This window comes from Enterobacter sp. KB-280D8 (assembly GCF_041399405.1).
GTDB lineage: Bacteria > Pseudomonadota > Gammaproteobacteria > Enterobacterales > Enterobacteriaceae > Enterobacter > Enterobacter cloacae_N.
Window position 1 is genome coordinate 86,795 of record NZ_JBGKEC010000004.1, and the last position, 21,271, is coordinate 108,065.

General features: G+C 55.6%; 17 protein-coding genes. 10 read left to right on the forward strand and 7 right to left on the reverse strand.

Annotated elements, in window-relative coordinates:
* The first annotated feature begins 506 nt into the window (after positions 1–506).
* Together AB8818_RS13400 and AB8818_RS13405 are read left to right on the forward strand one after the other, a co-directional pair.
* A complete protein-coding gene (locus AB8818_RS13400) occupies positions 507–2,030 on the forward strand; it encodes a DUF3300 domain-containing protein (protein WP_192982012.1) in 1,524 nt (507 codons plus the stop codon).
* 10 nt (positions 2,031–2,040) lie between these two features.
* The gene (locus tag AB8818_RS13405; protein WP_116342542.1) at positions 2,041–2,832 is read left to right on the forward strand and encodes a DUF2950 family protein; all 792 of its coding nucleotides are present in this window, start codon (positions 2,041–2,043) and stop codon (positions 2,830–2,832) included.
* 53 nt (positions 2,833–2,885) lie between these two features.
* On the opposite strand, the gene lpdA is transcribed toward AB8818_RS13405, so the two are convergent.
* The 4 genes from lpdA to pdhR form a co-directional block, all read right to left on the reverse strand.
* Positions 2,886–4,310, reverse strand: a complete 1,425-nt coding sequence (gene lpdA, locus AB8818_RS13410) for a dihydrolipoyl dehydrogenase (protein ID WP_023332094.1) — start codon at positions 4,308–4,310, stop codon at positions 2,886–2,888.
* Between the two features lie 175 nt (positions 4,311–4,485).
* The gene (gene aceF / locus AB8818_RS13415; RefSeq protein ID WP_116342540.1) at positions 4,486–6,381 is read right to left on the reverse strand and encodes a pyruvate dehydrogenase complex dihydrolipoyllysine-residue acetyltransferase; all 1,896 of its coding nucleotides are present in this window, start codon (positions 6,379–6,381) and stop codon (positions 4,486–4,488) included.
* Between the two features lie 14 nt (positions 6,382–6,395).
* On the reverse strand, positions 6,396–9,059 hold the full coding sequence (gene aceE / locus AB8818_RS13420; RefSeq protein ID WP_028015529.1) for a pyruvate dehydrogenase (acetyl-transferring), homodimeric type: 2,664 nt from the start codon (positions 9,057–9,059) through the stop codon (positions 6,396–6,398).
* Positions 9,060–9,182: 123 nt separating this feature from the next.
* Positions 9,183–9,947: a pyruvate dehydrogenase complex transcriptional repressor PdhR gene (gene pdhR / locus AB8818_RS13425; RefSeq protein WP_014882565.1), complete on the reverse strand. Its 765-nt coding sequence runs from the start codon at positions 9,945–9,947 to the stop codon at positions 9,183–9,185.
* Positions 9,948–10,210: 263 nt separating this feature from the next.
* Here pdhR and AB8818_RS13430 point away from each other — a divergent pair, with 263 nt between their 5' ends.
* From AB8818_RS13430 to AB8818_RS13445, 4 genes are all read left to right on the forward strand, one after another.
* Positions 10,211–10,438, forward strand: a complete 228-nt coding sequence (locus AB8818_RS13430) for a hypothetical protein (protein WP_116342538.1) — start codon at positions 10,211–10,213, stop codon at positions 10,436–10,438.
* Positions 10,439–10,484: 46 nt separating this feature from the next.
* Entirely contained in the window at positions 10,485–11,855 is a 1,371-nt protein-coding gene (gene aroP / locus AB8818_RS13435; RefSeq protein WP_028015528.1) for an aromatic amino acid transporter AroP, read from the forward strand.
* Positions 11,856–12,020: 165 nt separating this feature from the next.
* Positions 12,021–13,418, forward strand: a complete 1,398-nt coding sequence (locus AB8818_RS13440) for a glycoside-pentoside-hexuronide (GPH):cation symporter (RefSeq protein WP_192982009.1) — start codon at positions 12,021–12,023, stop codon at positions 13,416–13,418.
* A 10-nt stretch (positions 13,419–13,428) separates the two neighbouring features.
* Positions 13,429–14,379, forward strand: coding sequence for a family 43 glycosylhydrolase (locus AB8818_RS13445; RefSeq protein WP_192982006.1), 951 nt, complete (start codon positions 13,429–13,431; stop codon positions 14,377–14,379).
* A gap of 18 nt (positions 14,380–14,397) precedes the next feature.
* On the opposite strand, the gene ampE is transcribed toward AB8818_RS13445, so the two are convergent.
* Positions 14,398–15,252, reverse strand: coding sequence for a beta-lactamase regulator AmpE (ampE, locus tag AB8818_RS13450; protein WP_116342532.1), 855 nt, complete (start codon positions 15,250–15,252; stop codon positions 14,398–14,400).
* Positions 15,253–15,261: 9 nt separating this feature from the next.
* Positions 15,262–15,813 carry a 1,6-anhydro-N-acetylmuramyl-L-alanine amidase AmpD gene (gene ampD / locus AB8818_RS13455; RefSeq protein WP_116342530.1) on the reverse strand — a complete coding sequence of 184 codons (552 nt, stop codon included), beginning with the start codon at positions 15,811–15,813 and terminating at the stop codon, positions 15,262–15,264.
* Positions 15,814–15,900: 87 nt separating this feature from the next.
* On the opposite strand from ampD, the gene nadC reads away from it, so the two are divergent.
* The 4 genes from nadC (at position 15,901) to hofC (ending at position 19,973) form a co-directional block, all read left to right on the forward strand.
* The gene (gene nadC / locus AB8818_RS13460) at positions 15,901–16,794 is read left to right on the forward strand and encodes a carboxylating nicotinate-nucleotide diphosphorylase (RefSeq protein WP_028015523.1); all 894 of its coding nucleotides are present in this window, start codon (positions 15,901–15,903) and stop codon (positions 16,792–16,794) included.
* Positions 16,795–16,968: 174 nt separating this feature from the next.
* Positions 16,969–17,406, forward strand: coding sequence for a prepilin peptidase-dependent pilin (gene ppdD, locus AB8818_RS13465; RefSeq protein WP_163330323.1), 438 nt, complete (start codon positions 16,969–16,971; stop codon positions 17,404–17,406).
* 10 nt (positions 17,407–17,416) lie between these two features.
* Positions 17,417–18,799: a type II secretion system protein GspE gene (gspE, locus tag AB8818_RS13470; RefSeq protein WP_116342524.1), complete on the forward strand. Its 1,383-nt coding sequence runs from the start codon at positions 17,417–17,419 to the stop codon at positions 18,797–18,799.
* Complete coding sequence (gene hofC, locus AB8818_RS13475) at positions 18,789–19,973, forward strand: protein transport protein HofC (RefSeq protein ID WP_192982002.1); 1,185 nt, start codon at positions 18,789–18,791, stop codon at positions 19,971–19,973. The genes gspE and hofC overlap by 11 nt, the downstream gene beginning before the upstream one ends.
* A gap of 41 nt (positions 19,974–20,014) precedes the next feature.
* On the opposite strand, the gene AB8818_RS13480 is transcribed toward hofC, so the two are convergent.
* Positions 20,015–21,058 (reverse strand): GMP reductase, encoded by a 1,044-nt coding sequence (locus AB8818_RS13480; RefSeq protein ID WP_166710124.1) that lies wholly within the window; start codon positions 21,056–21,058, stop codon positions 20,015–20,017.
* Positions 21,059–21,271: the final 213 nt, after the last annotated feature.

Genomic DNA, 21,271 nt, shown 5'->3' on the forward strand with positions numbered 1-21,271 from the left:
GGTGTAGCGGGGGGTCGAGATGAATTTTGGGTACAAAAAAACCGCCTGGTAGCGGTTATTTTGTTGCCTTGCGGTGGTAGCACACCGGGCTGGCAGATTTGCGGCAATGCACTCGGCATGAATAATGTTCCTGAGTATGCAGATCCGCAAGCACATATTTTATGTTTACGAGCTGCCATCCAGTTTCGAATGAAAAAGGATGAAACTGCATTTCACCTATTTTCAGTCCATTTCGGCTGTAATACTGTTGCCCCCGGCCTGCTTCGCTGGTGTAGCAACCAGTCACCGGGCCATGAACTAGCTGCTGGCCGCTCGCAAGAGCGGCCTTCTGAATTCCCTCCGGTTTTTCCCGCATCGCATATAATTGCGTAATAAATACTCACACTCTTTATCCGGACACACCGAACGCTTCCCAATAAAAGTCAAAAAAGTAAAAGACGTGTAATTGATACTCACGCCAACCGTAACGCCTCACGGCACAGCGCTTGTCTCATCGGAGTCATTTTATGAAGTTGCCTTTTAAGCCTCACCTGCTCGTCCTTCTGTGCAGTGCCGGGCTGTTTGCCGCCTCGGGCGTGATGTTTGTCAAAGGCCGCGCAACGGAGCCCGCTGCGCCTGCCCCCGTCGCGCAACAGCCAGCTGCACCGGCGCCTGCCGCAGCCCAGCCCGCTCCGGTTGTCGCGCCAACCTACACTGCCGCGCAAATCGACCAGTGGGTTGCCCCCATTGCGCTCTATCCGGATGCCCTGCTGTCGCAGATTTTAATGGCGTCAACCTATCCGTCTAACGTTATCCAGGCGGCGCAGTGGTCAAAGGACAATCCTAAAATGCAGGGTGATGCCGCCATTCAGGCGGTGGCCAATCAGCCGTGGGATCCCAGCGTGAAATCGCTGGTCGCGTTTCCTCAGTTGATGTCGCTGATGGGTGAAAATCCGCCGTGGGTACAAAATCTGGGGGATGCGTTTCTCGCGCAACCGAAAGACGTGATGGATTCGGTGCAACGGTTGCGCCTGCTGGCGCAACAAGCGGGTGCGCTGCAATCCACGCCGCAGCAGACGGTCACCACCGTCACGAAGCCTGCACCGGCAAAAACAACATCAACAACGGCAACGGAAACAACCAGCAATCCGACGGTCATTAAAATTGAATCCGCCGATCCGCAGGTGGTTTACGTTCCCACCTATAACCCGAATACGGTTTACGGTACATGGCCCAACACCACTTACCCGCCGGTGTATCTCCCGCCCTCCCCCGGCGAGCAATTCACCGACAGCCTGGTCAAAGGTTTGGGTTTCAGTCTCGGGGTCGCAACAACCTACGCCATCTTCAGCAATATCGACTGGGATGATGACGATGACTGGGATCATCACCATGACGACTGGGATAATCACGGCGGCTATAACCACAACGGTGATAACAACATCAATATTAACGTTGATAACTTCAACAGAATCAGCGGGCAGCATCTCACCGATATCAACCGCACATGGCAGCACAATCCGGCCTATCGTGAGGGCGTTCCCTACCCGAATAATCAGTTGGCTAACCGTTTCCACTCCACAAATACAGCCACAGGGCTAAGCGCAACGCAGCAAAAGCCGGTTAATCGCGACAGCCAGCGCCAGGCCGCGCTCAGCCAGATGGAAAAATCAACGGGAAAAACCTTCCCGCGCACCGGCACGCGGGATGCTCAGCGTCTGGCCTCGACGCAGCAGTTAGCGCAGATTTCGCAGCGCAATAACTATCGCGGGTATGACGCCAGGCCGCAGACCGTAAAACGCGCGAGTACACCACAGCGTGAAAATCACCAGACTGCCGTGCACAGACAGGAGAAGCGGGCTTCACAGACGGTACAGCAGCCAGCCAGGCTGCATCGCGCCAATGCCCTGAGCGGCAACGACAGCCGCTCCGCCAACTGGCAGGCGCAGCAGCAGCGAGGTGCACAGAGTCGGCAGCTCGCTGCTCGTCAACAGCAATCGCGCCAGGTTTCTGGCGAACGTGTAGAACGCCGTGAATTCCGTCATCGTTAAGGGAGCCGACATGAAAAGTAAATTACTCAGTGGAATAGTATTGTTCATGGCCTCGGCGACCGTTATGGCGCAGCAATCCTTCAGTTCGCCAGAACAGGCAACCAATGCGCTGGCAAGCGCCATCAGCGAGCAAAACGAAAGTGCGATGAACAATCTGCTCGGCGAAAACTGGCGCGATTTTCTGCCGCCTGAAGGCGTTGATCCGGATGCGGTCGATCGCTTCCTGCGCGACTGGAACGTCCGTCATAGCACCGTTGTCGAAGGGGATACGGCGCATCTTGTGGTCGGAAACAGCGGCTGGCAGCTTCCCATCCCGGTGATCAAAACCGCCTCCGGCTGGCAGTTTGACATCAAAGAAGGGGCCGAGGAGATCCTGACCCGCGAAATTGGGCGTAACGAGCTCGCCGCCATCGAAGCCCTGCATGCCTACGTAGATGCCCAGCAGAGCTATTTTGCGATGAACCAGAAATACGCGCAGAAGATTGTCAGCTCTGAAGGGAAAAAGGACGGTCTGTACTGGCCCGTCTCGCCCGGAGAAACGCCGAGCCCGCTTGGCCCGGCGTTCAGTCCGAAAGAGCCGGGTGCGGGTTACCACGGCTATCGCTTCCGCATCCTGCCGGATAATCACGGTTTTGCGATGGTGGCCTGGCCGGTCAGCTATGGTCAGACGGGCGTAATGAGCTTTGTGATTAACCAGGACGACAAGGTGTACCAGTCCGATCTCGGCAGTGATTCAGAGCAGAAAGCCCGTGCGCTAGCCGCCTACAGCCCTGATAAAACCTGGCAGCCGGTGGCACCCTAAACACAGCGCATAAAAAAAGCGGCCATTGGCCGCTTTTTTTCATCTGAAGAAACTTATTTCTTCTTCGCTTTCGCGTTTGGCAGGTCGGTGATGCTGCCTTCAAACACTTCAGCCGCCAGGCCCACGGACTCGTGCAGAGTTGGGTGAGCGTGGATGGTCAGCGCGATGTCTTCCGCATCACAGCCCATTTCGATAGCCAGACCGATTTCACCCAGCAGCTCGCCGCCGTTGGTGCCGACAATCGCACCACCGATCACGCGGTGAGTCTCTTTGTCGAAGATCAGTTTGGTCATACCGTCAGCACAGTCAGACGCGATAGCACGGCCAGAAGCAGCCCACGGGAAGGTGGCGGTTTCGTAGCTGATGCCTTTCTCTTTCGCTTCTTTCTCGGTCAGACCGACCCATGCAACTTCTGGCTCGGTGTATGCGATAGATGGGATGACTTTCGGATCGAAGTAGTGCTTCATGCCGGCGATAACTTCAGCGGCAACGTGACCTTCGTGAACACCTTTGTGCGCCAGCATTGGCTGACCGACGATATCGCCGATAGCAAAGATGTGCGGCACGTTAGTGCGCAGCTGCTTGTCAACGCGGATGAAGCCACGGTCGTCCACTTCCACGCCAGCTTTGCCCGCGTCGAGGTTTTTACCGTTCGGCACACGACCGATAGCCACCAGCACGGCGTCGTAACGCTGTGGTTCGGATGGGGCTTTTTTGCCTTCCATGGAAACGTAAATACCGTCTTCTTTCGCTTCAACGGCAGTCACTTTGGTTTCCAGCATCAGGTTGAATTTCTTGCTGATGCGTTTGGTGAAGACTTTAACGATGTCTTTGTCGGCAGCCGGAATAACCTGGTCGAACATTTCAACCACGTCAATGTCTGAACCCAGCGCATGGTACACGGTACCCATTTCCAGACCGATGATACCGCCGCCCATGACCAGCAGGCGCTTAGGAACGGTTTTCAGCTCCAGAGCATCGGTGGAATCCCACACGCGTGGATCTTCATGCGGAATGAATGGCAGTTCAATTGGGCGAGAGCCTGCCGCGATGATCGCGTTGTCGAAGTTGATCACGGTTTTGCCGTTTTCGCCTTCAACTTCCAGGGTGTTCGCACCGGTGAATTTACCCAGACCGTTTACCACTTTCACCTTACGGCCTTTGGCCATACCCGCCAGACCGCCGGTCAGCTGAGTGATAACTTTCTCTTTCCAGGTACGAATTTTGTCGATATCGGTTTTCGGCTCGCCGAAGACGATACCGTGTTCAGCCAGCGCTTTGGCTTCTTCGATAACTTTCGCTACGTGCAGCAGCGCTTTAGAAGGGATACAGCCGACGTTCAGACAAACACCGCCGAGGGTGCTGTAACGTTCTACGATGACGGTTTCCAGACCTAAATCCGCTGCGCGGAATGCTGCGGAGTAACCTGCTGGGCCTGCCCCAAGTACTACGACCTGAGTTTTGATTTCTGTGCTCATCATGACCTCTTAATTTATACCCGTCGTCCACCGGGTCGTTCTATCCGCCCGTATTTTACAAAATTGTTAACAATTTTGAAACAACAAACGGCTCACGAATTATCGCTTTCACCCATAACCTCATAAACCCCATGAGGTTATCAGAAAAAAGCCGGCCGAGCGGCCGGCTTTTCGATTACATCACCAGGCGGCGAATGTCGCTCAGGGTGTTGTTGATGATGGTGATGAAACGTGCACCATCAGCACCGTCGATCACGCGGTGGTCGAAGGACAGAGAGATTGGCATCATCAGACGCGGCACGAACTCTTTGCCGTTCCACACCGGCTCCATCGCGGACTTGGACACACCGAGGATAGCCACTTCCGGCGCGTTAACAATCGGCGCGAAGTGGGTGGTACCCAGGCCGCCGATGCTGGAGATAGTGAAGCAGCCGCCCTGCATTTCGCCGGCAGTCAGCTTACCATCACGCGCTTTTTTGGAGATGGTGGTCAGTTCACGGGACAGCTCAGTAATGCTCTTCTTGTTCACGTCTTTGAAGACCGGAACAACCAGACCATTTGGCGTATCAACCGCAACACCGATGTTGATGTATTTCTTCAGCGTCAGCTTCTGACCGTCTTCGGACAGGGAGCTGTTGAAGCGTGGCATCTGCTCAAGGGCAGCGGCAACGGCTTTCATGATGAAGACCACTGGGGTGAATTTCACGTCCAGCTTGCGCTTCTCAGCTTCGGCGTTCTGCTGTTTACGGAACGCTTCCAGATCGGTGATATCGGTTTTGTCGAAGTGCGTAACGTGCGGGATCATCACCCAGTTACGGCTCAGGTTCGCACCAGAGATTTTCTGAATGCGGCCCAGCTCCACTTCTTCGATTTCGCCGAACTTGCTGAAGTCCACTTTCGGCCATGGCAGCATGCCCGGGATACCGCCGCCAGCGGCTGCAGCTGGTGCAGCTTCGGCGCGTTTCACCGCGTCTTTCACGTAGGTCTGCACGTCTTCGCGCAGGATACGACCCTTACGGCCGGTTCCTTTCACTTTCGCCAGGTTCACGCCGAACTCGCGCGCCAGGCGACGAATCAGCGGGGTAGCGTGGACGTACGCGTCGTTTTCAGCGAACTCAGATTTTTCTGCTTTAGCAGCAGGAGCAGCAGCGGGTTTAGCAGCCTGAGCCGGTGCAGCAGCCGGTGCTGGAGCAGCCGCGGCAGCTGGAGCTGCGGCAGGCGCAGCGCCTTCCACTTCGAAGACCATGATCAGAGAGCCGGTAGACACTTTATCGCCGGTGCTGATTTTGATCTCTTTAACGGTACCGGCGAACGGCGCAGGGACTTCCATAGAAGCCTTGTCGCCTTCAACGGTGATCAGTGACTGTTCAGCGGCAACTTTGTCGCCCACTTTTACCATCACTTCGGTCACTTCAACTTCGTCACCGCCGATGTCCGGTACGTTAACGTCTTTCGCGCCGCCAGCAGCCGCTGGTGCAGCCGCCGGAGCCGGAGCAGCAGCCTGTGCAGGCGCGGCAGCAGGTGCAGCACCCGCCACTTCGAAGACCATAATCAGGGAGCCGGTAGACACTTTATCACCGGTGTTGATCTTGATCTCTTTAACGGTACCGGCGAACGGAGCTGGCACTTCCATAGAGGCTTTGTCGCCTTCTACGGTGATCAGTGACTGCTCGGCCGCAACGGTGTCGCCCACTTTCACCAGGATTTCAGTGACTTCAACTTCGTCGCCGCCGATGTCAGGCACATTGACTTCTTTCGCGCTCGCGGCAGCTGCTGGAGCAGCTGCGGCCGGAGCGGCTTTCTTCTCTTCCTGCGCAGGTGCAGCAGCTGCTGCACCGTCGGCGGAATCGAAAATCATGATCAGTTTGCCGGTCTCGGTTTTATCGCCAACAGAGACTTTGATCTCTTTAACGATGCCAGCCTGAGGAGACGGGACTTCCATAGAGGCTTTGTCGCCTTCTACGGTGATCAGCGACTGTTCAGCTTCAACTTTGTCGCCAACTTTGACCAGGATCTCGGTGATTTCAACTTCATCAGCCCCGATGTCCGGTACATTGATTTCGATAGCCATTATTCTTTTACCTCTTACGCCAGACGCGGGTTAACTTTTTCTGCATCGATGTTGAATTTGGTAATTGCGTCCGCAACCACTTTCTTATCGATTTCGCCACGTTTAGCCAGTTCGCCCAGTGCTGCTACAACCACGTAAGAAGCATCAACTTCGAAGTGGTGACGCAGGTTTTCGCGGCTGTCAGAACGACCGAAGCCGTCAGTACCCAGTACGCGATAATCATCAGCCGGAACGTAAGTACGAACCTGCTCAGCGAACAGTTTCATGTAGTCAGTAGATGCCACCGCTGGCGCGTCGTTCATCACCTGAGCGATGTACGGAACGCGTGGGGTTTCCATTGGGTGCAGCATGTTCCAGCGCTCACAATCCTGGCCATCACGCGCCAGTTCAGTGAAGGAAGTTACAGAGTACACGTCGGAACCCACGCCGTAGTCTTTCGCCAGGATCTGCGCTGCTTCACGCACGTGACGCAGGATAGAGCCGGAGCCCAGCAGCTGAACTTTACCTTTGCTACCTTCGATGGTTTCGAGTTTGTAGATACCTTTACGGATACCTTCCTCGGCACCTGCTGGCATTGCCGGCATGTGGTAGTTTTCGTTCAGGGTGGTGATGTAGTAGTAAATGTTCTCTTGCGCTTCACCGTACATGCGCTGCAGACCGTCATGCATGATGACTGCCACTTCGTACGCGTAAGACGGATCGTAAGAGATACAGTTAGGGATAGTCAGAGACTGAATGTGGCTGTGGCCATCTTCGTGCTGCAGACCTTCACCGTTCAGGGTCGTACGACCGGAAGTACCACCGATCAGGAAGCCGCGAGCCTGCTGGTCGCCTGCCTGCCAGCACAGGTCACCGATACGCTGGAACCCGAACATGGAGTAGTAAATGTAGAACGGGATCATCGGCAGGTTGTTGGTGCTGTAAGAGGTCGCAGCAGCCAGCCAGGATGCGCCTGCGCCCAGCTCGTTGATACCTTCCTGCAGGATCTGACCTTTCTCGTCTTCTTTGTAGTAAGCAACCTGCTCACGGTCCTGCGGGGTGTACTGCTGGCCGTTCGGGCTGTAGATACCGATCTGACGGAACAGACCTTCCATACCGAAAGTACGCGCTTCGTCGGCGATGATTGGAACCAGACGATCTTTGATCGACTTGTTCTTGAGCATCACGTTCAGGGCACGAACGAAAGCGATGGTGGTAGAGATCTCTTTGTTCTGCTCTTCCAGCAGCTGAGAGAAGTCTTCCAGCGCTGGCAGTTCCAGCTTCTCGGTGAAGTTAGGCTGACGAGCAGGCAGGTAGCCTTTCAGCGCCTGACGACGTTCATGCAGGTACTTGTGCTCTTCTGAACCTTCCGGGAAGGTGATGTAAGACAGGTTTTCTACCTGCTCATCGGTCACTGGAACGTTGAAACGGTCGCGGATGTAACGCACGCCGTCCATGTTCATTTTCTTAACCTGGTGAGCGATGTTTTTACCTTCTGCGGTATCACCCATGCCGTAACCTTTAATGGTGTGGGCCAGGATTACAGTCGCTTTACCTTTGGTTTCGCGCGCTTTTTTCAGTGCAGCGTAGATTTTCTTCGGATCGTGACCACCGCGGTTCAGCGCCCAGATCTGCTCATCAGTCCAGTCTGCAACCAGGGCTGCGGTTTCTGGATATTTGCCGAAGAAGTGCTCACGCACGTAGGCACCGTCTTTGGATTTGAAGGTCTGGTAGTCGCCGTCAACGGTTTCGTTCATCAGCTGGATCAGTTTACCGCTGGTATCTTTACGCAGCAGTTCGTCCCAACGGGAACCCCACATTACTTTAATCACGTTCCAGCCAGCACCTGCGAAGATGCCTTCCAGTTCGTTGATGATCTTGCCGTTACCGGTTACCGGACCATCCAGACGCTGCAGGTTACAGTTGATGATGAAGCACAGGTTGTCCAGCTTCTCACGGGTCGCGATGGTGATCGCGCCTTTAGATTCTGGCTCATCCATTTCGCCGTCGCCCAGGAAGGCGTATACGGTCTGCTCGGAGGTGTCTTTCAGACCACGGTGTTCCAGATACTTCAAGAATTTCGCCTGGTAGATCGCACCGATTGGGCCCAGACCCATTGATACGGTTGGGAACTGCCAGAATTCAGGCATCAGTTTAGGGTGCGGGTAAGAAGACAGACCTTTACCGTGAACTTCCTGACGGAAGTTGTTCATCTGCTCTTCGGTCAGACGACCTTCCAGGAATGCACGTGCATAGATGCCCGGAGAGATGTGGCCCTGGAAGTACACCAGATCGCCGCCGTCTTTCTCGTTCGCTGCACGGAAGAAGTGGTTGAAGCACACTTCGTAAACGGTTGCAGAAGACTGGAAGGACGCCATGTGGCCACCCAGTTCCAGGTCTTTCTTGGATGCGCGCAGAACGGTCATGATGGCGTTCCAGCGGATTGCAGAACGGATACGACGTTCCAGATCCAGATTGCCCGGGTATTCCGGTTCGTCTTCAACGGCAATCGTGTTTACGTAGTTGCTAGCCCCTGCACCTGAAGCAACCTTCACGCCGCCTTTGCGGGCTTCAGAAAGCAGCTGATCAATCAGATACTGAGCGCGCTCAACACCTTCTTCACGGATGACCGATTCGATCGCCTGTAGCCAGTCGCGAGTTTCGATCGGATCCACGTCATTTTGGAGACGTTCTGACATGGGGGTATTCCTTATCTATCTAATACGTTGATTTGTCTGGAACCTGTCCCATTGTATTTTCGTCAGAAAACACAATAAGACAGGTTCTGCGTTTAGTTGCCGCGCTCTAAAAGTACCTGGCGCTTAATCCTTTCGTTGCTGTATGCGGCGTAATGAACGTTCGCGACGCGATTGTTCACGGCTGCGGTCCAGCAAGATTTCCTCAATGAAAGCCAGGTGACGGTGCGACGCTTCGCGCGCCTGCTCCGGCTCCCCGGCCATTATCGCCTCGAATATTCGGGTGCGATGGTTGCTTACCAGTGGGAGCATCTCCCGACGGGCATACAACAATTCAAAATTCTGACGAACGTTCTGGGCCAGCATCGGCTCCATGCAGCGTAGCAGATGGAGGAGCACCACGTTGTGTGCCGCTTCGGTGACGGCGATTTGATACTGGACGACGGCGCTGGACTCGGCGTCTAAATCGCCGGACTGCTGTGCCCGTTCAATGGCCTGATGCAGTTCGCGGATACGCACGCGATCTTCATCAGTGCTGCGAAGGGCGGCGTAATAGGCCGCAATACCTTCCAGCGCGTGACGGGTCTCAAGCAGATCAAACTGGGATTCTGGGTGGTCAGAGAGAAGTTCTACCAGCGGATCGCTGAAGCTCTGCCACAGGCTGTTTTGCACAAAGGTTCCGCCGCCCTGGCGACGAAGCAGCAAGCCCTTTGCTTCGAGGCGTTGAATCGCCTCACGCAGAGAGGGGCGTGAAACGTCGAACTGTTTTGCCAGCTCGCGTTCTGGCGGAAGTTTCTCACCCGGGCGCAGAGTCCCTTCGAGGATTAAAAACTCCAGCTGCTGCTCAATCACATCAGATAGTTTTGGTTGGCGAATTTTGCTGTAGGCCATATTCCCTGTCTTACGCCTTTTTGCCCGGAGTCAATTGGTCTTACCAATTTCTGGTTCGTATCGCTAAAGTAACAAAGTATTCACCTTCTGTCCATATTGGTTTTGATTGAAATCAGTAAACCCTGCACATTTTAACAACCTTACAGAAATAACGTTTCAGAAATGTAACTTTGCACAAATGAGTTGATTACTCCCAAAGAGGGAGTTTTAACCATAATGAAACGAGGGTTTTTGCAATCTGAAGCGATTCAACAAGGCAAATAATGAAAATTCGTCCACTTAATAAGCATTTCTATTCTATAGGTTGGGTTAGGAAGAATAAGCGGGCCGATTTACAAATGCTTTCTTTTTATTCAAGTCGTCAGCATCCCTTCATAAAGCAGGTGCATTCGCAGGCGCTTACCACTATTCTGGCGCGTACGGAAGTCATCACCGCTTTTTTCGGTTTGTTTAACCGTAAAGAAATAAATACAGAATATGGACTTTCATAATTACACACGCTCAGCGTGAACATAACAACCACACACGAGGTTTCAAATGGAAGCTCAACAGCACGGCGATCAGCTAAAGCGCGGGCTTAAAAACCGCCATATACAGCTCATCGCACTGGGCGGTGCGATTGGTACCGGCCTGTTTCTGGGCAGCGCATCCGTTATCCAGTCAGCCGGTCCCGGCATTATTTTGGGTTACGCGATAGCCGGTTTTATTGCCTTTCTGATTATGCGCCAGTTGGGAGAAATGGTCGTTGAAGAGCCGGTAGCAGGCTCATTCAGCCATTTTGCCTATAAATACTGGGGTAGCTTCGCGGGTTTTGCCTCCGGCTGGAACTACTGGGTGCTGTACGTTCTGGTTGCAATGGCAGAACTGACCGCCGTCGGGAAGTACATTCAGTTCTGGTACCCCGAGATCCCCACCTGGGCCTCCGCAGCGGCATTCTTCGTGATTATCAACGCCATTAACCTGACCAACGTGAAAGTGTTCGGCGAGATGGAGTTCTGGTTTGCCATCATCAAAGTGATTGCCGTTGTGGCGATGATCATCTTTGGCGGCTGGCTGCTGTTCAGCGGCAACGGCGGCCCGCAGGCTACCGTGCGTAACCTCTGGGAACAGGGCGGCTTCCTGCCTCATGGCATGACCGGTCTGGTGATGATGATGGCGATCATTATGTTCTCCTTCGGCGGCCTGGAGCTGGTGGGCATCACCGCCGCAGAAGCCGACAATCCGGAGCAGAGCATCCCGAAAGCCACTAACCAGGTTATCTACCGCATCCTGATCTTCTATGTGGGCTCGCTGGCCGTGCTGCTCTCCCTGTTGCCGTGGACGCGCGTGACCGCTGACACCAGCCCGTTTGTTCTCATCTTCCACGAGCTGGGCGACACCTTTGTCGCAAACGCCCTTAACATCGTGGTGCTGACTGCAGCGCTCTCCGTTTACAACAGCTGCGTATACTGCAACAGCCGCATGCTGTTCGGCCTTGCCCAGCAGGGCAACGCGCCTAAGATGCTGCTCAACGTTGATAAACGCGGCGTGCCGGTCAATACCATCATTGTTTCAGCCATCGTGACCGCGCTGTGCGTGCTGATTAACTATATGGCACCGGAATCGGCGTTTGGCCTGCTGATGGCGCTGGTGGTCTCTGCGCTGGTCATCAACTGGGCAATGATCAGCCTGGCGCACATGAAGTTCCGCCGCGCGAAGCAGCAGCAGGGCGTCACTACGCGCTTCCCTGCCCTGCTGTATCCGCTGGGTAACTGGATCTGCCTGCTGTTTATGGCGGCCGTGCTGGTGATCATGCTGATCACGCCGGGTATGGCGATTTCCGTCTACCTGATCCCGGTCTGGATTGCGATCCTTGGCGTTGGCTATCTCTTCAGCCAGAAAAGCCGTAATGCCATGAAGGCGCACTAAGCCTCCCACCGCGGCACCTTGCTTTTGCGGGTGCCGCGCGTTGTTACCTCCCTCACACTTTCACGCCCATAGCGCATTTATCCATATCACCGCCCTGATACTGCAACGCATATATTCCTTTGCCAGCAAATAATTCTCTCCATACCGTAAACCGGAGAGCTGTCGATGGATAACAACAAACTGTCAGTAAAAGAAAAGATCGGCTATGGGATGGGCGACGCGGGATGCAACATTATCTTCGGCGCCATCATGTTGTTTGTTAACTATTTCTACACGGATATTTTTGGCCTGGCGCCTGCGCTGGTCGGCGTACTGCTGCTTTCCGTCCGCGTGATTGACGCCGTAACGGACCCGATCATGGGGGCGATTGCCGACCGTACCCGCAGTAAATATGGCCGGTTTCGTCCATGGCTGCTGTGGATTGCCTTCCCCTACGCGCTGTTCAGCATTCTGATGTTCACCACCCCGGAGTGGAGCTATAACAGCAAAGTTATCTATGCGTTTGTCACCTACTTCCTGCTGTCGCTCACCTATACCGCCATCAACATCCCCTACTGCTCGTTAGGTGGGGTAATCACCAACGATCCAAAAGAGCGCGTGGCCTGCCAGTCGTATCGCTTCGTGCTGGTCGGCATCGCCACGCTGCTGCTCTCATTAACGCTGCTGCCGATGGCCGACTGGTTTGGCGGGGATAACAAAGCCAAGGGCTACCAGATGGCAATGACCGTCCTGGCGCTGACAGGTACCTGTATGTTCCTGTTCTGCTTCGCCACCGTGCGCGAGCGCGTACGCCCGGCGGTACAGACCAACGACGAGCTGAAAAATGACCTGAAAGACGTGTGGAAGAACGACCAGTGGGTACGCATTCTGCTGCTGACGCTGTGCAACGTCTGCCCGGGCTTTATCCGCATGGCGGCGACCATGTATTACGTCACCTGGGTGATGGGTCAGAGCACCCACTTCGCCACCCTGTTTATCAGCCTGGGCGTTGTCGGCATGATGCTCGGCAGCGTGCTGGCAAAAGTGCTGACTGACCGCTGGTGCAAGCTGAAGGTCTTCTTCTGGACCAACATCGTGCTGGCGGTATTCTCCTGCGCCTTCTATTTCTTCGACCCGAAAGCCACCGTCACCATCGTGGTGCTCTACGTCCTGCTGAACATCCTGCACCAGATCCCGTCTCCGCTGCACTGGTCGCTGATGGCCGACGTGGACGACTACGGCGAGTGGAAGACCGGGAAACGCATCACCGGGATCAGCTTCTCCGGCAACATCTTCTTCCTGAAGCTGGGCCTTGCGATTGCCGGGGCGATGGTCGGCTTCCTGCTCTCCTGGTACGGTTATGACGCGGGCGCGAAAGCACAGAGCGCGGACGCCATTAACGGGATCGTGCTGCTCTTTACCGTTATTCCCGGCATTGGATACTTAATTACCGCGGGCGTGGTACGTCTGCTGAAGGTGGATCGCGAAACCATGAAGCAGATCCAGGCCGATCTGGAGAAGCGCCGCACCAACTACCGCGAGCTGAACGACTATCAGGAACTTAAAGCCGCTGAGACTAAATAAGGAAAGCCGAATGCAAACCTGGCCAAATCCGTTTATCGAACAACGCGCCGACCCGTACATTTTACGCCATGAGGGGCAGTACTATTTTATTGCCTCCGTGCCGCAGTACGACAGGCTGGCGATCCGCCGCGCAGACTCGCTGGAAGGGCTACGCGACGCTGAAGAGGTGGTAGTCTGGCGCAAACCCGACACCGGCCCGATGAGCCAGCTAATCTGGGCGCCCGAACTGCACCACGTCGACGGCAAGTGGTACATCTATTTTGCCGCGACGCACACCCAGGCGCTCGACGCGCTCGGTATGTTCCAGCACCGCATGTTCGCCATTGAATGTGCTGACGGCGATCCGCTCACCGGTACGTGGACGGAAAAAGGTCAGATAAAAACGCAGTTCGACACCTTCGCCCTGGACGCCACCACCTTTGTTCATCAGGGGAAACGCTGGTATTTATGGGCGCAGAAAGCGCCGAATATCACCGGCAACTCCAATCTTTATCTGTGCGAAATGGCGAACCCGTGGACGCTGAAAGGCGAGCCGGTGATGCTCAGCAAACCGGAATACGACTGGGAATGCCGCGGTTTCTGGGTCAACGAAGGCCCTGCGGTGCTGTTCCATGACGATAAGCTGTTTATCAGCTACTCTGCCAGCGCCACCGATGAGAACTACTGCATGGGATTACTGTGGATAGATATGAACGCCGATCCGCAAAACCCGGCAAACTGGCACAAATCCCCTCGCCCGGTTTTCGTCACCAGCTTTGAGAACCGCCAGTACGGGCCAGGACACAACAGCTTTACGCAAACGCCGGAAGGGGAAGATGTACTGGTGTATCACGCGCGTAATTACACCGAAATTGAGGGCGATCCGCTGTACGATCCGAACCGTCATACCCGCCTGAAGCTTGTCCGCTGGGACGAAAACGGGATGCCTGATTTCGGCATCCCGCCTGCGGATACGCTGTAGCGTTTGCGGCGCGCTGGGTTACACCAGCGTGCCGTAAATGGTCAGCAGCGCCACAATAACGACCACCGCAAACGACGTTTTCTTCGCCATTGAAACGGCGGCTTTTGGCGTTTCAATCTTGTCGGTATGCGGCTCGCGCGCCAGTGAGAACTGCGCCAGGCGCGTTAACACCTGGTACTGGGACGTATGGCGGTCGCCAAGAGAAGCGAACCATGCGGGCAGCGCTTTTTCACCGTGGCCAATTAACGCGTACACCACGCCCACCAGACGCACCGGAAGCCAGTCGAGCACGTGCAGGATGGCATCAATTCCGGACAGCAAACGCTCATGCGGCGTCAGATAACGGGCAAGCCAGGTCTGCCAGGCGCGCAGAAACGCATAGCCCATCAGCAGGACCGGCCCCCACGGGCCGCCCACCACAAACCAGAACAGCGGTGCCAGGTAGTAGCGGAAGTTAATCCACAGCAGCGCGTTTTGCAGCTCGCGCAGGAACTCGCGCTCGTCGCAGTCCGGCGGCACGCCGTGGATCATCGTCAGCTCGCTCGCCATCGCGCCGCGCGCGTGGGCATCGTCACGGGAGGCGGCTTTCAGGTAGGCATGATAGTGCAAGCGCACCTTGCCCGCACCAATACACAGCACGCCGAGCAGGATCCACACCACCAGCAGCGGCACGTTGAAAAACAGTCCGTACAGCGAGCGCAGAAGCAGGAAGGTAATCGCCATCACGCCCGCCATCATCAGCAGCGTGCGCAGCATGGAAAAGTGCTTGATGCGGCGGAATAACACTTCCAGCCGGTGATCCAGTTGCCAGTGTTCGCCGAGCTTGAACAGGCGTTCAGCGATGATAACCAGCAGCATGGTAAACAACGTCATGGTATCTCCTTATTCTGACGACGCGGCAAGCATGGCGCGAAACCGTGACCAGTCAAATGCCGGGCCCGGATCGGTTTTTCTCGCCGGAGCGATATCGCTGTGCCCGGTAATATTGTCGGCGATTGCCGGGTAGAGTCCGATAAGCGTGTGGGTAATAGCAACCAGCTGCTGATACTGAGCATCGGTGTAGGGGGTCGTGTCCGTGCCTTCCAGCTCGATCCCTATTGAGAAATCGTTGCACCGTTCGCGCCCGTGATACATCGACACACCGGCATGCCAGGCACGCTTATCAAAAGGAACATACTGAACCACCTCACCATCACGGCGAATCAGGCAGTGAGCCGACACGCGCAAATGCGCAATCTCAGCGAAGAAAGGATGGGCATTGGGATCTATCGTTCCCGTGAATAACGCATCGATCCACGGGCCGCCAAACTCACCCGGCGGGAGGCTAATATTATGAACCACCAGCAGTGTGGGCTTTTCATCCTCCGGGCGGCAGTCGTGGTGCGGCGAGGGCACATGCCGCGCATCCACCAGCCATCCGTTTTCTAACAACATGCTGGAACTCCTTCTGTATGGTGCAATGACTCGGTTCAGAGTAGCATGTTTCAATATTATGATTCGTTACCAATTTGGAGTTTTATCATGCCGCCTCGCCGCTACAACCCCGACCACCGACGTGAAGCGCTTCTGGAACGTATTAATATGGATATTCCGGCAAGCGTCGCCCATGCGTTGAAAGAAGACCTGGGGGGTGACGTTAACGCCGATAAAGACATTACCGCACAATTGTTGCCAAAAGAGACACGCTCGCACGCGGTCATTATCACCCGTGAGGAGGGCGTTTTTTGCGGCAAGCGTTGGGTTGAAGAGGTCTTTACTCAGCTGGCGGGCGACGATGTGCAGGTGACATGGCACGTTGATGATGGTGATGCGGTGACCGCCAATCAGCCACTGTTCGAGCTGGACGGGCCATCCCGCGTATTGCTGACCGGCGAGCGTACCGCGCTCAATTTTGTCCAAACGCTCTCTGGCGTCGCCAGTGAAGTTCGCCGCTACGTTGACCTGCTGGCCGGCACCCGAACCCAGCTGCTGGATACCCGTAAAACGCTGCCGGGCCTGCGCACCGCCCTGAAGTATGCGGTACTGTGCGGCGGCGGCGCAAACCATCGTCTCGGTTTATCCGATGCCTTCCTGATTAAAGAGAACCACATAATTGCTTCTGGCTCCGTGCGTCAGGCGGTGGAGAAAGCCTTCTGGCTGCACCCGGATGTGCCGGTTGAGGTGGAAGTTGAAAGTCTGGAAGAGCTGGAGCAGGCGATTAAGGCCGGGGCCGATATCATCATGCTCGATAACTTCGAAACGGAGCAGATGCGCGAGGCGGTGAAACTGACCAACGGCCGGGCCCAGCTTGAAGTCTCCGGAAACGTCACTTTCGACACGATCCGTGAGTTCGCTGAAACCGGCGTGGATTACATCTCCGTCGGCGCGCTGACCAAGCACGTTCGCGCCCTCGACCTCTCAATGCGCTTCAAATAACGCGCGCTCCCCTCTCTGCCCGGAGAGGGGAATTTCAGCTCTGCTCGCAAATCCATTGTCTCTTCCTGCAACACGGAATGAATTCTCTGAAGCCTCTTTCCCGTTCCCTTATTTGCCCCTCGTTTCTGCCCTGTCCCGCTGACAAAGTAGCGCCACTTTGCATAAGGAGCAGATATGGACAGACAACAAGGATTCACGCTCATTGAGCTGATGGTGGTCATTGGCATTATCGCGATTCTGAGCGCCATCGGCGTTCCCGCCTATCAGAACTACCTGCGTAAAGCAGCCCTCACCGATATGCTGCAAACTTTCGTGCCTTACCGTACCGCCATTGAGCTTTGCGCGCTCGATCGCGGCGGCGTGGAAAGCTGCGATGCCGGCAGTAACGGTATACCCTCTCCTGCCACGACGCGTTACGTTTCAGGAATGAGCGTGGCGAAAGGGGTCGTGGCCTTAACGGGCCAGGAAAGCCTGAACGGGCTGACGGTAACCATGACGCCACAGTGGAACAACGGCAACGGTATGACGGGCTGGACGCGTGACTGCAACATCAGTGCTGACAGCGCGCTTAAGCAGGCCTGCGAAGACGTCTTCCGCTTCGACACACACTGAGGAGCGGATAATGAACACCGATCAACTCGTGGCACTTTGTCTTCGCCACCATGCGCTGCTGCTCACCAGCGACAGCGACATGATTAGCATCGCCGTCGTGGGAAACCCCGCGCCTGAACTGATGGAGGCCCTGCGCTTCGCGACCCAAAAGCGGATTGATATCGAATGCTGGAGCGCTGAACGCATGGAAAAGCACCGGCAGTTAACCGCGCAATCGCATCTGCCTGTCGTTTCACAACCCCACTCCGCGGTAGATATCCTAAACCACACGCTGCAGCAGGCAATAAACCAGCGCGCGTCTGACATCCATATCGAACCGATGGAGCACGCGTGCCAGATCCGCTTGCGTATCGACGGGGTACTTTACCCGCAACCTCCCCTTTCCGCCGCGCTGACGACGATGCTCAGCGCCCGGTTAAAAGTGCTGGGTAATCTGGATATTGCAGAACGCCGCTTACCGCAGGACGGTCAGTTTACGATCGAGCTGACAAACGAGCCGGTCTCGTTTCGTATCTCCACGCTTCCCTGCAGCGGCGGGGAAAAAATTGTGCTGCGCCTGCTGCACCAGGTTCAGCAAGCGCTGGAACCGAACGCGCTTGGCATGAGCGCTAAACAGCTGGCCTGTTTTAATGAGGTACTCCACCAGCCTCAGGGGCTAATTCTGGTCACCGGCCCGACGGGCAGCGGCAAAACCGTAACGCTCTACAGCGCGCTGCAGGCGCGTAACACCCCTGACGTCAACATCTGCAGCGTGGAGGATCCCATTGAGATCCCGCTTGTAGGGTTAAATCAGACTCAGATTAACCCCCGCGCGGGCTTAACATTCCAGAGCGTACTGAGGGCGCTGCTCCGTCAGGATCCGGACATCATTATGGTCGGGGAAATTCGCGATGGTGAAACGGCAGAAATTGCCATCAAAGCCGCACAGACCGGACACCTGGTGCTGTCGACGCTGCACACCAACTCGACGATGGAAACCCTCATTCGTCTGGAGCAGATGGGCATTGCACGCTGGATGATCTCTTCCGCGCTCTCGATGGTGATTGCCCAGCGGCTGGTTCGACGCCTTTGCCCGCACTGCCGACAGAAAACAGGGGAGCATACGGACTTACCGCGCTCGGCCTGGACGCGGCAACTTCCTCGCTGGCAGCCCGCAGGCTGCGATCGTTGTTATCACGGTTTTTACGGCCGCGTGGCCATTTTTGAAGCGCTTGCGATCGATAATCCCCTGCGCCAGGCGATTGCCAGCGGGGCAGGCATTGAGGTGATAGAAGCCAGTGCACGGCAGGCGGGACTCATCTCGCTGTTTGAACACGGCTGCATGGCCGTCGAGCAAGGGCTCACCACGCTTGAAGAGTTAGTGCGTGTTCTGGGAATGCCCGATGGCCGCTAATCAACTCTGGCGCTGGCGAGCAATCTCCGCTGAAGGAGAACCCCGAAGCGGGGTTCTCTGGGCCACAGACCGCAGCGCGGCCTTCACCAGGCTGATGCGTAACGACCTCCATCCTCTGGCCCTGACCCGATGCGCTCAAAGACACCGCTGGCGTCCACATCACTGCTACGAGATGTTTCGTCAGCTCGCAACGCTTCTGCAGGCCGGCCTGACGCTCGCACATAGTCTGCAAATGCTGGCAGACCAGCATCCAGTAGAACCGTGGCGGGGGCTACTGCAAAGCGTTGCCGATGAACTCAGCGAAGGGCGTCCTTTTTCTGAGGCGCTTAAACGGTGGCCAGCAGTCTTTAGCCCACTGCATATCTCAATGGTGAAAACCGGAGAGCTAACAGGGAAGCTTGAAGCGTGCTGCCGGGAGCTTGCAGAGCAGCAAAAAGCGCAGCAGCAACTCAACGCGAAAGTGAAAAAAGCGCTGCGCTACCCGGCGATCGTCCTGACGCTGGCGGTGCTCGTCGTGCTGGCAATGGTCACCCTGGTTTTGCCCGAGTTTGCCGCGATTTACAAAACGTTTAACACCCCGCTTCCGGCACTGACGCGAATAGTGATGGGGATAGCCGCGTTTATGCAGTCATATGCCCTCGTGCTGTTCGCGATGCTACTTGTTCCCGTAACCGCTGCCTGGGCTCTGCGTCACCATCCTCGCTGGCAGCGTATTCTGCTGAGTTTTCCCGTAATGGGAGCGCTGGCGAAAGGGCAAAAGCTGGGGCAGATCTTCACCGTGCTGTCACTTACGCAGCAGGCGGGCATTGCCTTCTTACAGGGTCTTGAGAGCGCAGAAGAGACCGCTGAAAGCCGGTACTGGCAAGGGATACTCAGCAGCATAAGGGAGGACATCGAAAAAGGTCTCCCCGTCTGGTCTTCCTTCCAGAAAGCGGCGATGTTTACCCCGCTCTGCATCCAGCTCTTACGAACCGGCGAGATGTCAGGTTCGCTGGACGTCATGCTGGCAAACCTTGCCCGCCATCACACGGAACAGACCTTTCAACGGGCAGACAACCTGGCGGCGCTTCTGGAGCCGCTGCTGCTGGTTGTTACTGGAGTCATCATCGGCACGCTGGTAGTGGCAATGTATCTGCCGATTTTCCATCTGGGAGATGCGATGAGCGCGGGGTAGTGCAACAGCGCTGGCGCACGGGCATGCGCCAGCGAAAGCCATTACAGGCTATTGAAAACGCGGTTTTCCTGCTCCTGAACACGAATAAACGTCGTGCGTTTCGTCAGCTCTTTCAGGCGGGATGCACCTACGTAGGTGCAGGCTGAGCGCAGGCCACCGAGAATATCGCGCGCGGTGTTTTCAACCGGACCGCGCAGTGGCAGCTTCACGGTTTTGCCTTCTGCCGCACGGTATTTAGCCACGCCACCGACGTGACGGGTCATCGCGGACTCAGAGCTCATACCGTAGAACAGCATGAATTTCTCGCCGTTCTCTTCCACTACGGTGCCGCCGCTCTCTTCGTGACCTGCCAGCATACCGCCGAGCATCACGAAGTCCGCGCCGCCGCCAAAGGCCTTTGCGACATCGCCCGGCATGGTGCAACCGCCGTCGCTGATAATCTGGCCGCCCAGGCCGTGCGCCGCATCGGCACATTCAATGACCGCGGAAAGCTGCGGATAACCAACTCCGGTCTTAACGCGCGTGGTGCATACGGAGCCCGGGCCAATGCCCACTTTCACGATGTCGGCACCGGAAAGGATCAGCTCTTCACACATTTCACCGGTCACCACGTTGCCCGCGATGATAGTTTTGTTCGGCCAGGCTTCGCGCGCCTTGCTGACGAACTGTACGAAGTGCTCGGAGTAACCGTTCGCCACATCAATACAAACGAAGCTAAGCGCTGGGTTGGCATTCAGGATCTGTTTGGTCTTTTCGAAATCTGCATCGGAGGTACCCGTGGAGACCATCACGTGCTTCACCACATCAGCAGAGGCGGACGCAACAAACGCGTTCCACTCTTCAGGAGTGTAGTGCTTGTGGACTGCAGTAAGAATATCGAACTGAGCCAGCGCCGTTGCCATCTCAAAGGTACCGACCGTATCCATGTTGGCAGCAATGATTGGCACGCCAGACCAGGTCTGACCGGAGTGTTTAAAGGTGAATTGACGTTCGAGTTCAACGTCTGAGCGACTTTTCAGTGTAGAGCGTTTAGGGCGGATAAGAACGTCTTTGAAACCTAACTTCAGATCTTCTTCGATACGCATGTGCGGATTCCTGGGGTTAGAGGCAAATATGTTAAAAGCACAACTCCAGTGACGCTATCATACGCACTAATACCTGCTCCGCAAGACTGCGAAATTCTCTTTTTTTACGCTACAATCCTATAAATTTACCTGGTAAAAAGCGGGTAAAGAGAATCAAACAATTACTGTCGCACGTTTGTTTTTTAAGCAACTGATTTTCATAATGAATAATTC

Bases quoted from the DNA above. Each gene is read 5' to 3' on its own strand.
- AB8818_RS13405 (WP_116342542.1), top strand. From the start codon at position 2,041: ATGAAAAGTAAATTACTCAGTGGAATAGTATTGTTCATGGCCTCGGCG.
- aceF (WP_116342540.1), bottom strand. From the start codon at position 6,381: ATGGCTATCGAAATCAATGTACCGGACATCGGGGCTGATGAAGTTGAA.
- hofC (WP_192982002.1), top strand. From the start codon at position 18,789: ATGGCCGCTAATCAACTCTGGCGCTGGCGAGCAATCTCCGCTGAAGGA.
- ampD (WP_116342530.1), bottom strand. From the start codon at position 15,813: ATGTTGTTAGAAAACGGATGGCTGGTGGATGCGCGGCATGTGCCCTCG.
- aceE (WP_028015529.1), bottom strand. From the start codon at position 9,059: ATGTCAGAACGTCTCCAAAATGACGTGGATCCGATCGAAACTCGCGAC.
- AB8818_RS13440 (WP_192982009.1), top strand. From the start codon at position 12,021: ATGGATAACAACAAACTGTCAGTAAAAGAAAAGATCGGCTATGGGATG.
- AB8818_RS13480 (WP_166710124.1), bottom strand. From the start codon at position 21,058: ATGCGTATCGAAGAAGATCTGAAGTTAGGTTTCAAAGACGTTCTTATC.
- gspE (WP_116342524.1), top strand. From the start codon at position 17,417: ATGAACACCGATCAACTCGTGGCACTTTGTCTTCGCCACCATGCGCTG.
- AB8818_RS13430 (WP_116342538.1), top strand. From the start codon at position 10,211: ATGAAAATTCGTCCACTTAATAAGCATTTCTATTCTATAGGTTGGGTT.
- ampE (WP_116342532.1), bottom strand. From the start codon at position 15,252: ATGACGTTGTTTACCATGCTGCTGGTTATCATCGCTGAACGCCTGTTC.
- ppdD (WP_163330323.1), top strand. From the start codon at position 16,969: ATGGACAGACAACAAGGATTCACGCTCATTGAGCTGATGGTGGTCATT.
- lpdA (WP_023332094.1), bottom strand. From the start codon at position 4,310: ATGAGCACAGAAATCAAAACTCAGGTCGTAGTACTTGGGGCAGGCCCA.
- pdhR (WP_014882565.1), bottom strand. From the start codon at position 9,947: ATGGCCTACAGCAAAATTCGCCAACCAAAACTATCTGATGTGATTGAG.
- nadC (WP_028015523.1), top strand. From the start codon at position 15,901: ATGCCGCCTCGCCGCTACAACCCCGACCACCGACGTGAAGCGCTTCTG.
- AB8818_RS13445 (WP_192982006.1), top strand. From the start codon at position 13,429: ATGCAAACCTGGCCAAATCCGTTTATCGAACAACGCGCCGACCCGTAC.
- AB8818_RS13400 (WP_192982012.1), top strand. From the start codon at position 507: ATGAAGTTGCCTTTTAAGCCTCACCTGCTCGTCCTTCTGTGCAGTGCC.
- aroP (WP_028015528.1), top strand. From the start codon at position 10,485: ATGGAAGCTCAACAGCACGGCGATCAGCTAAAGCGCGGGCTTAAAAAC.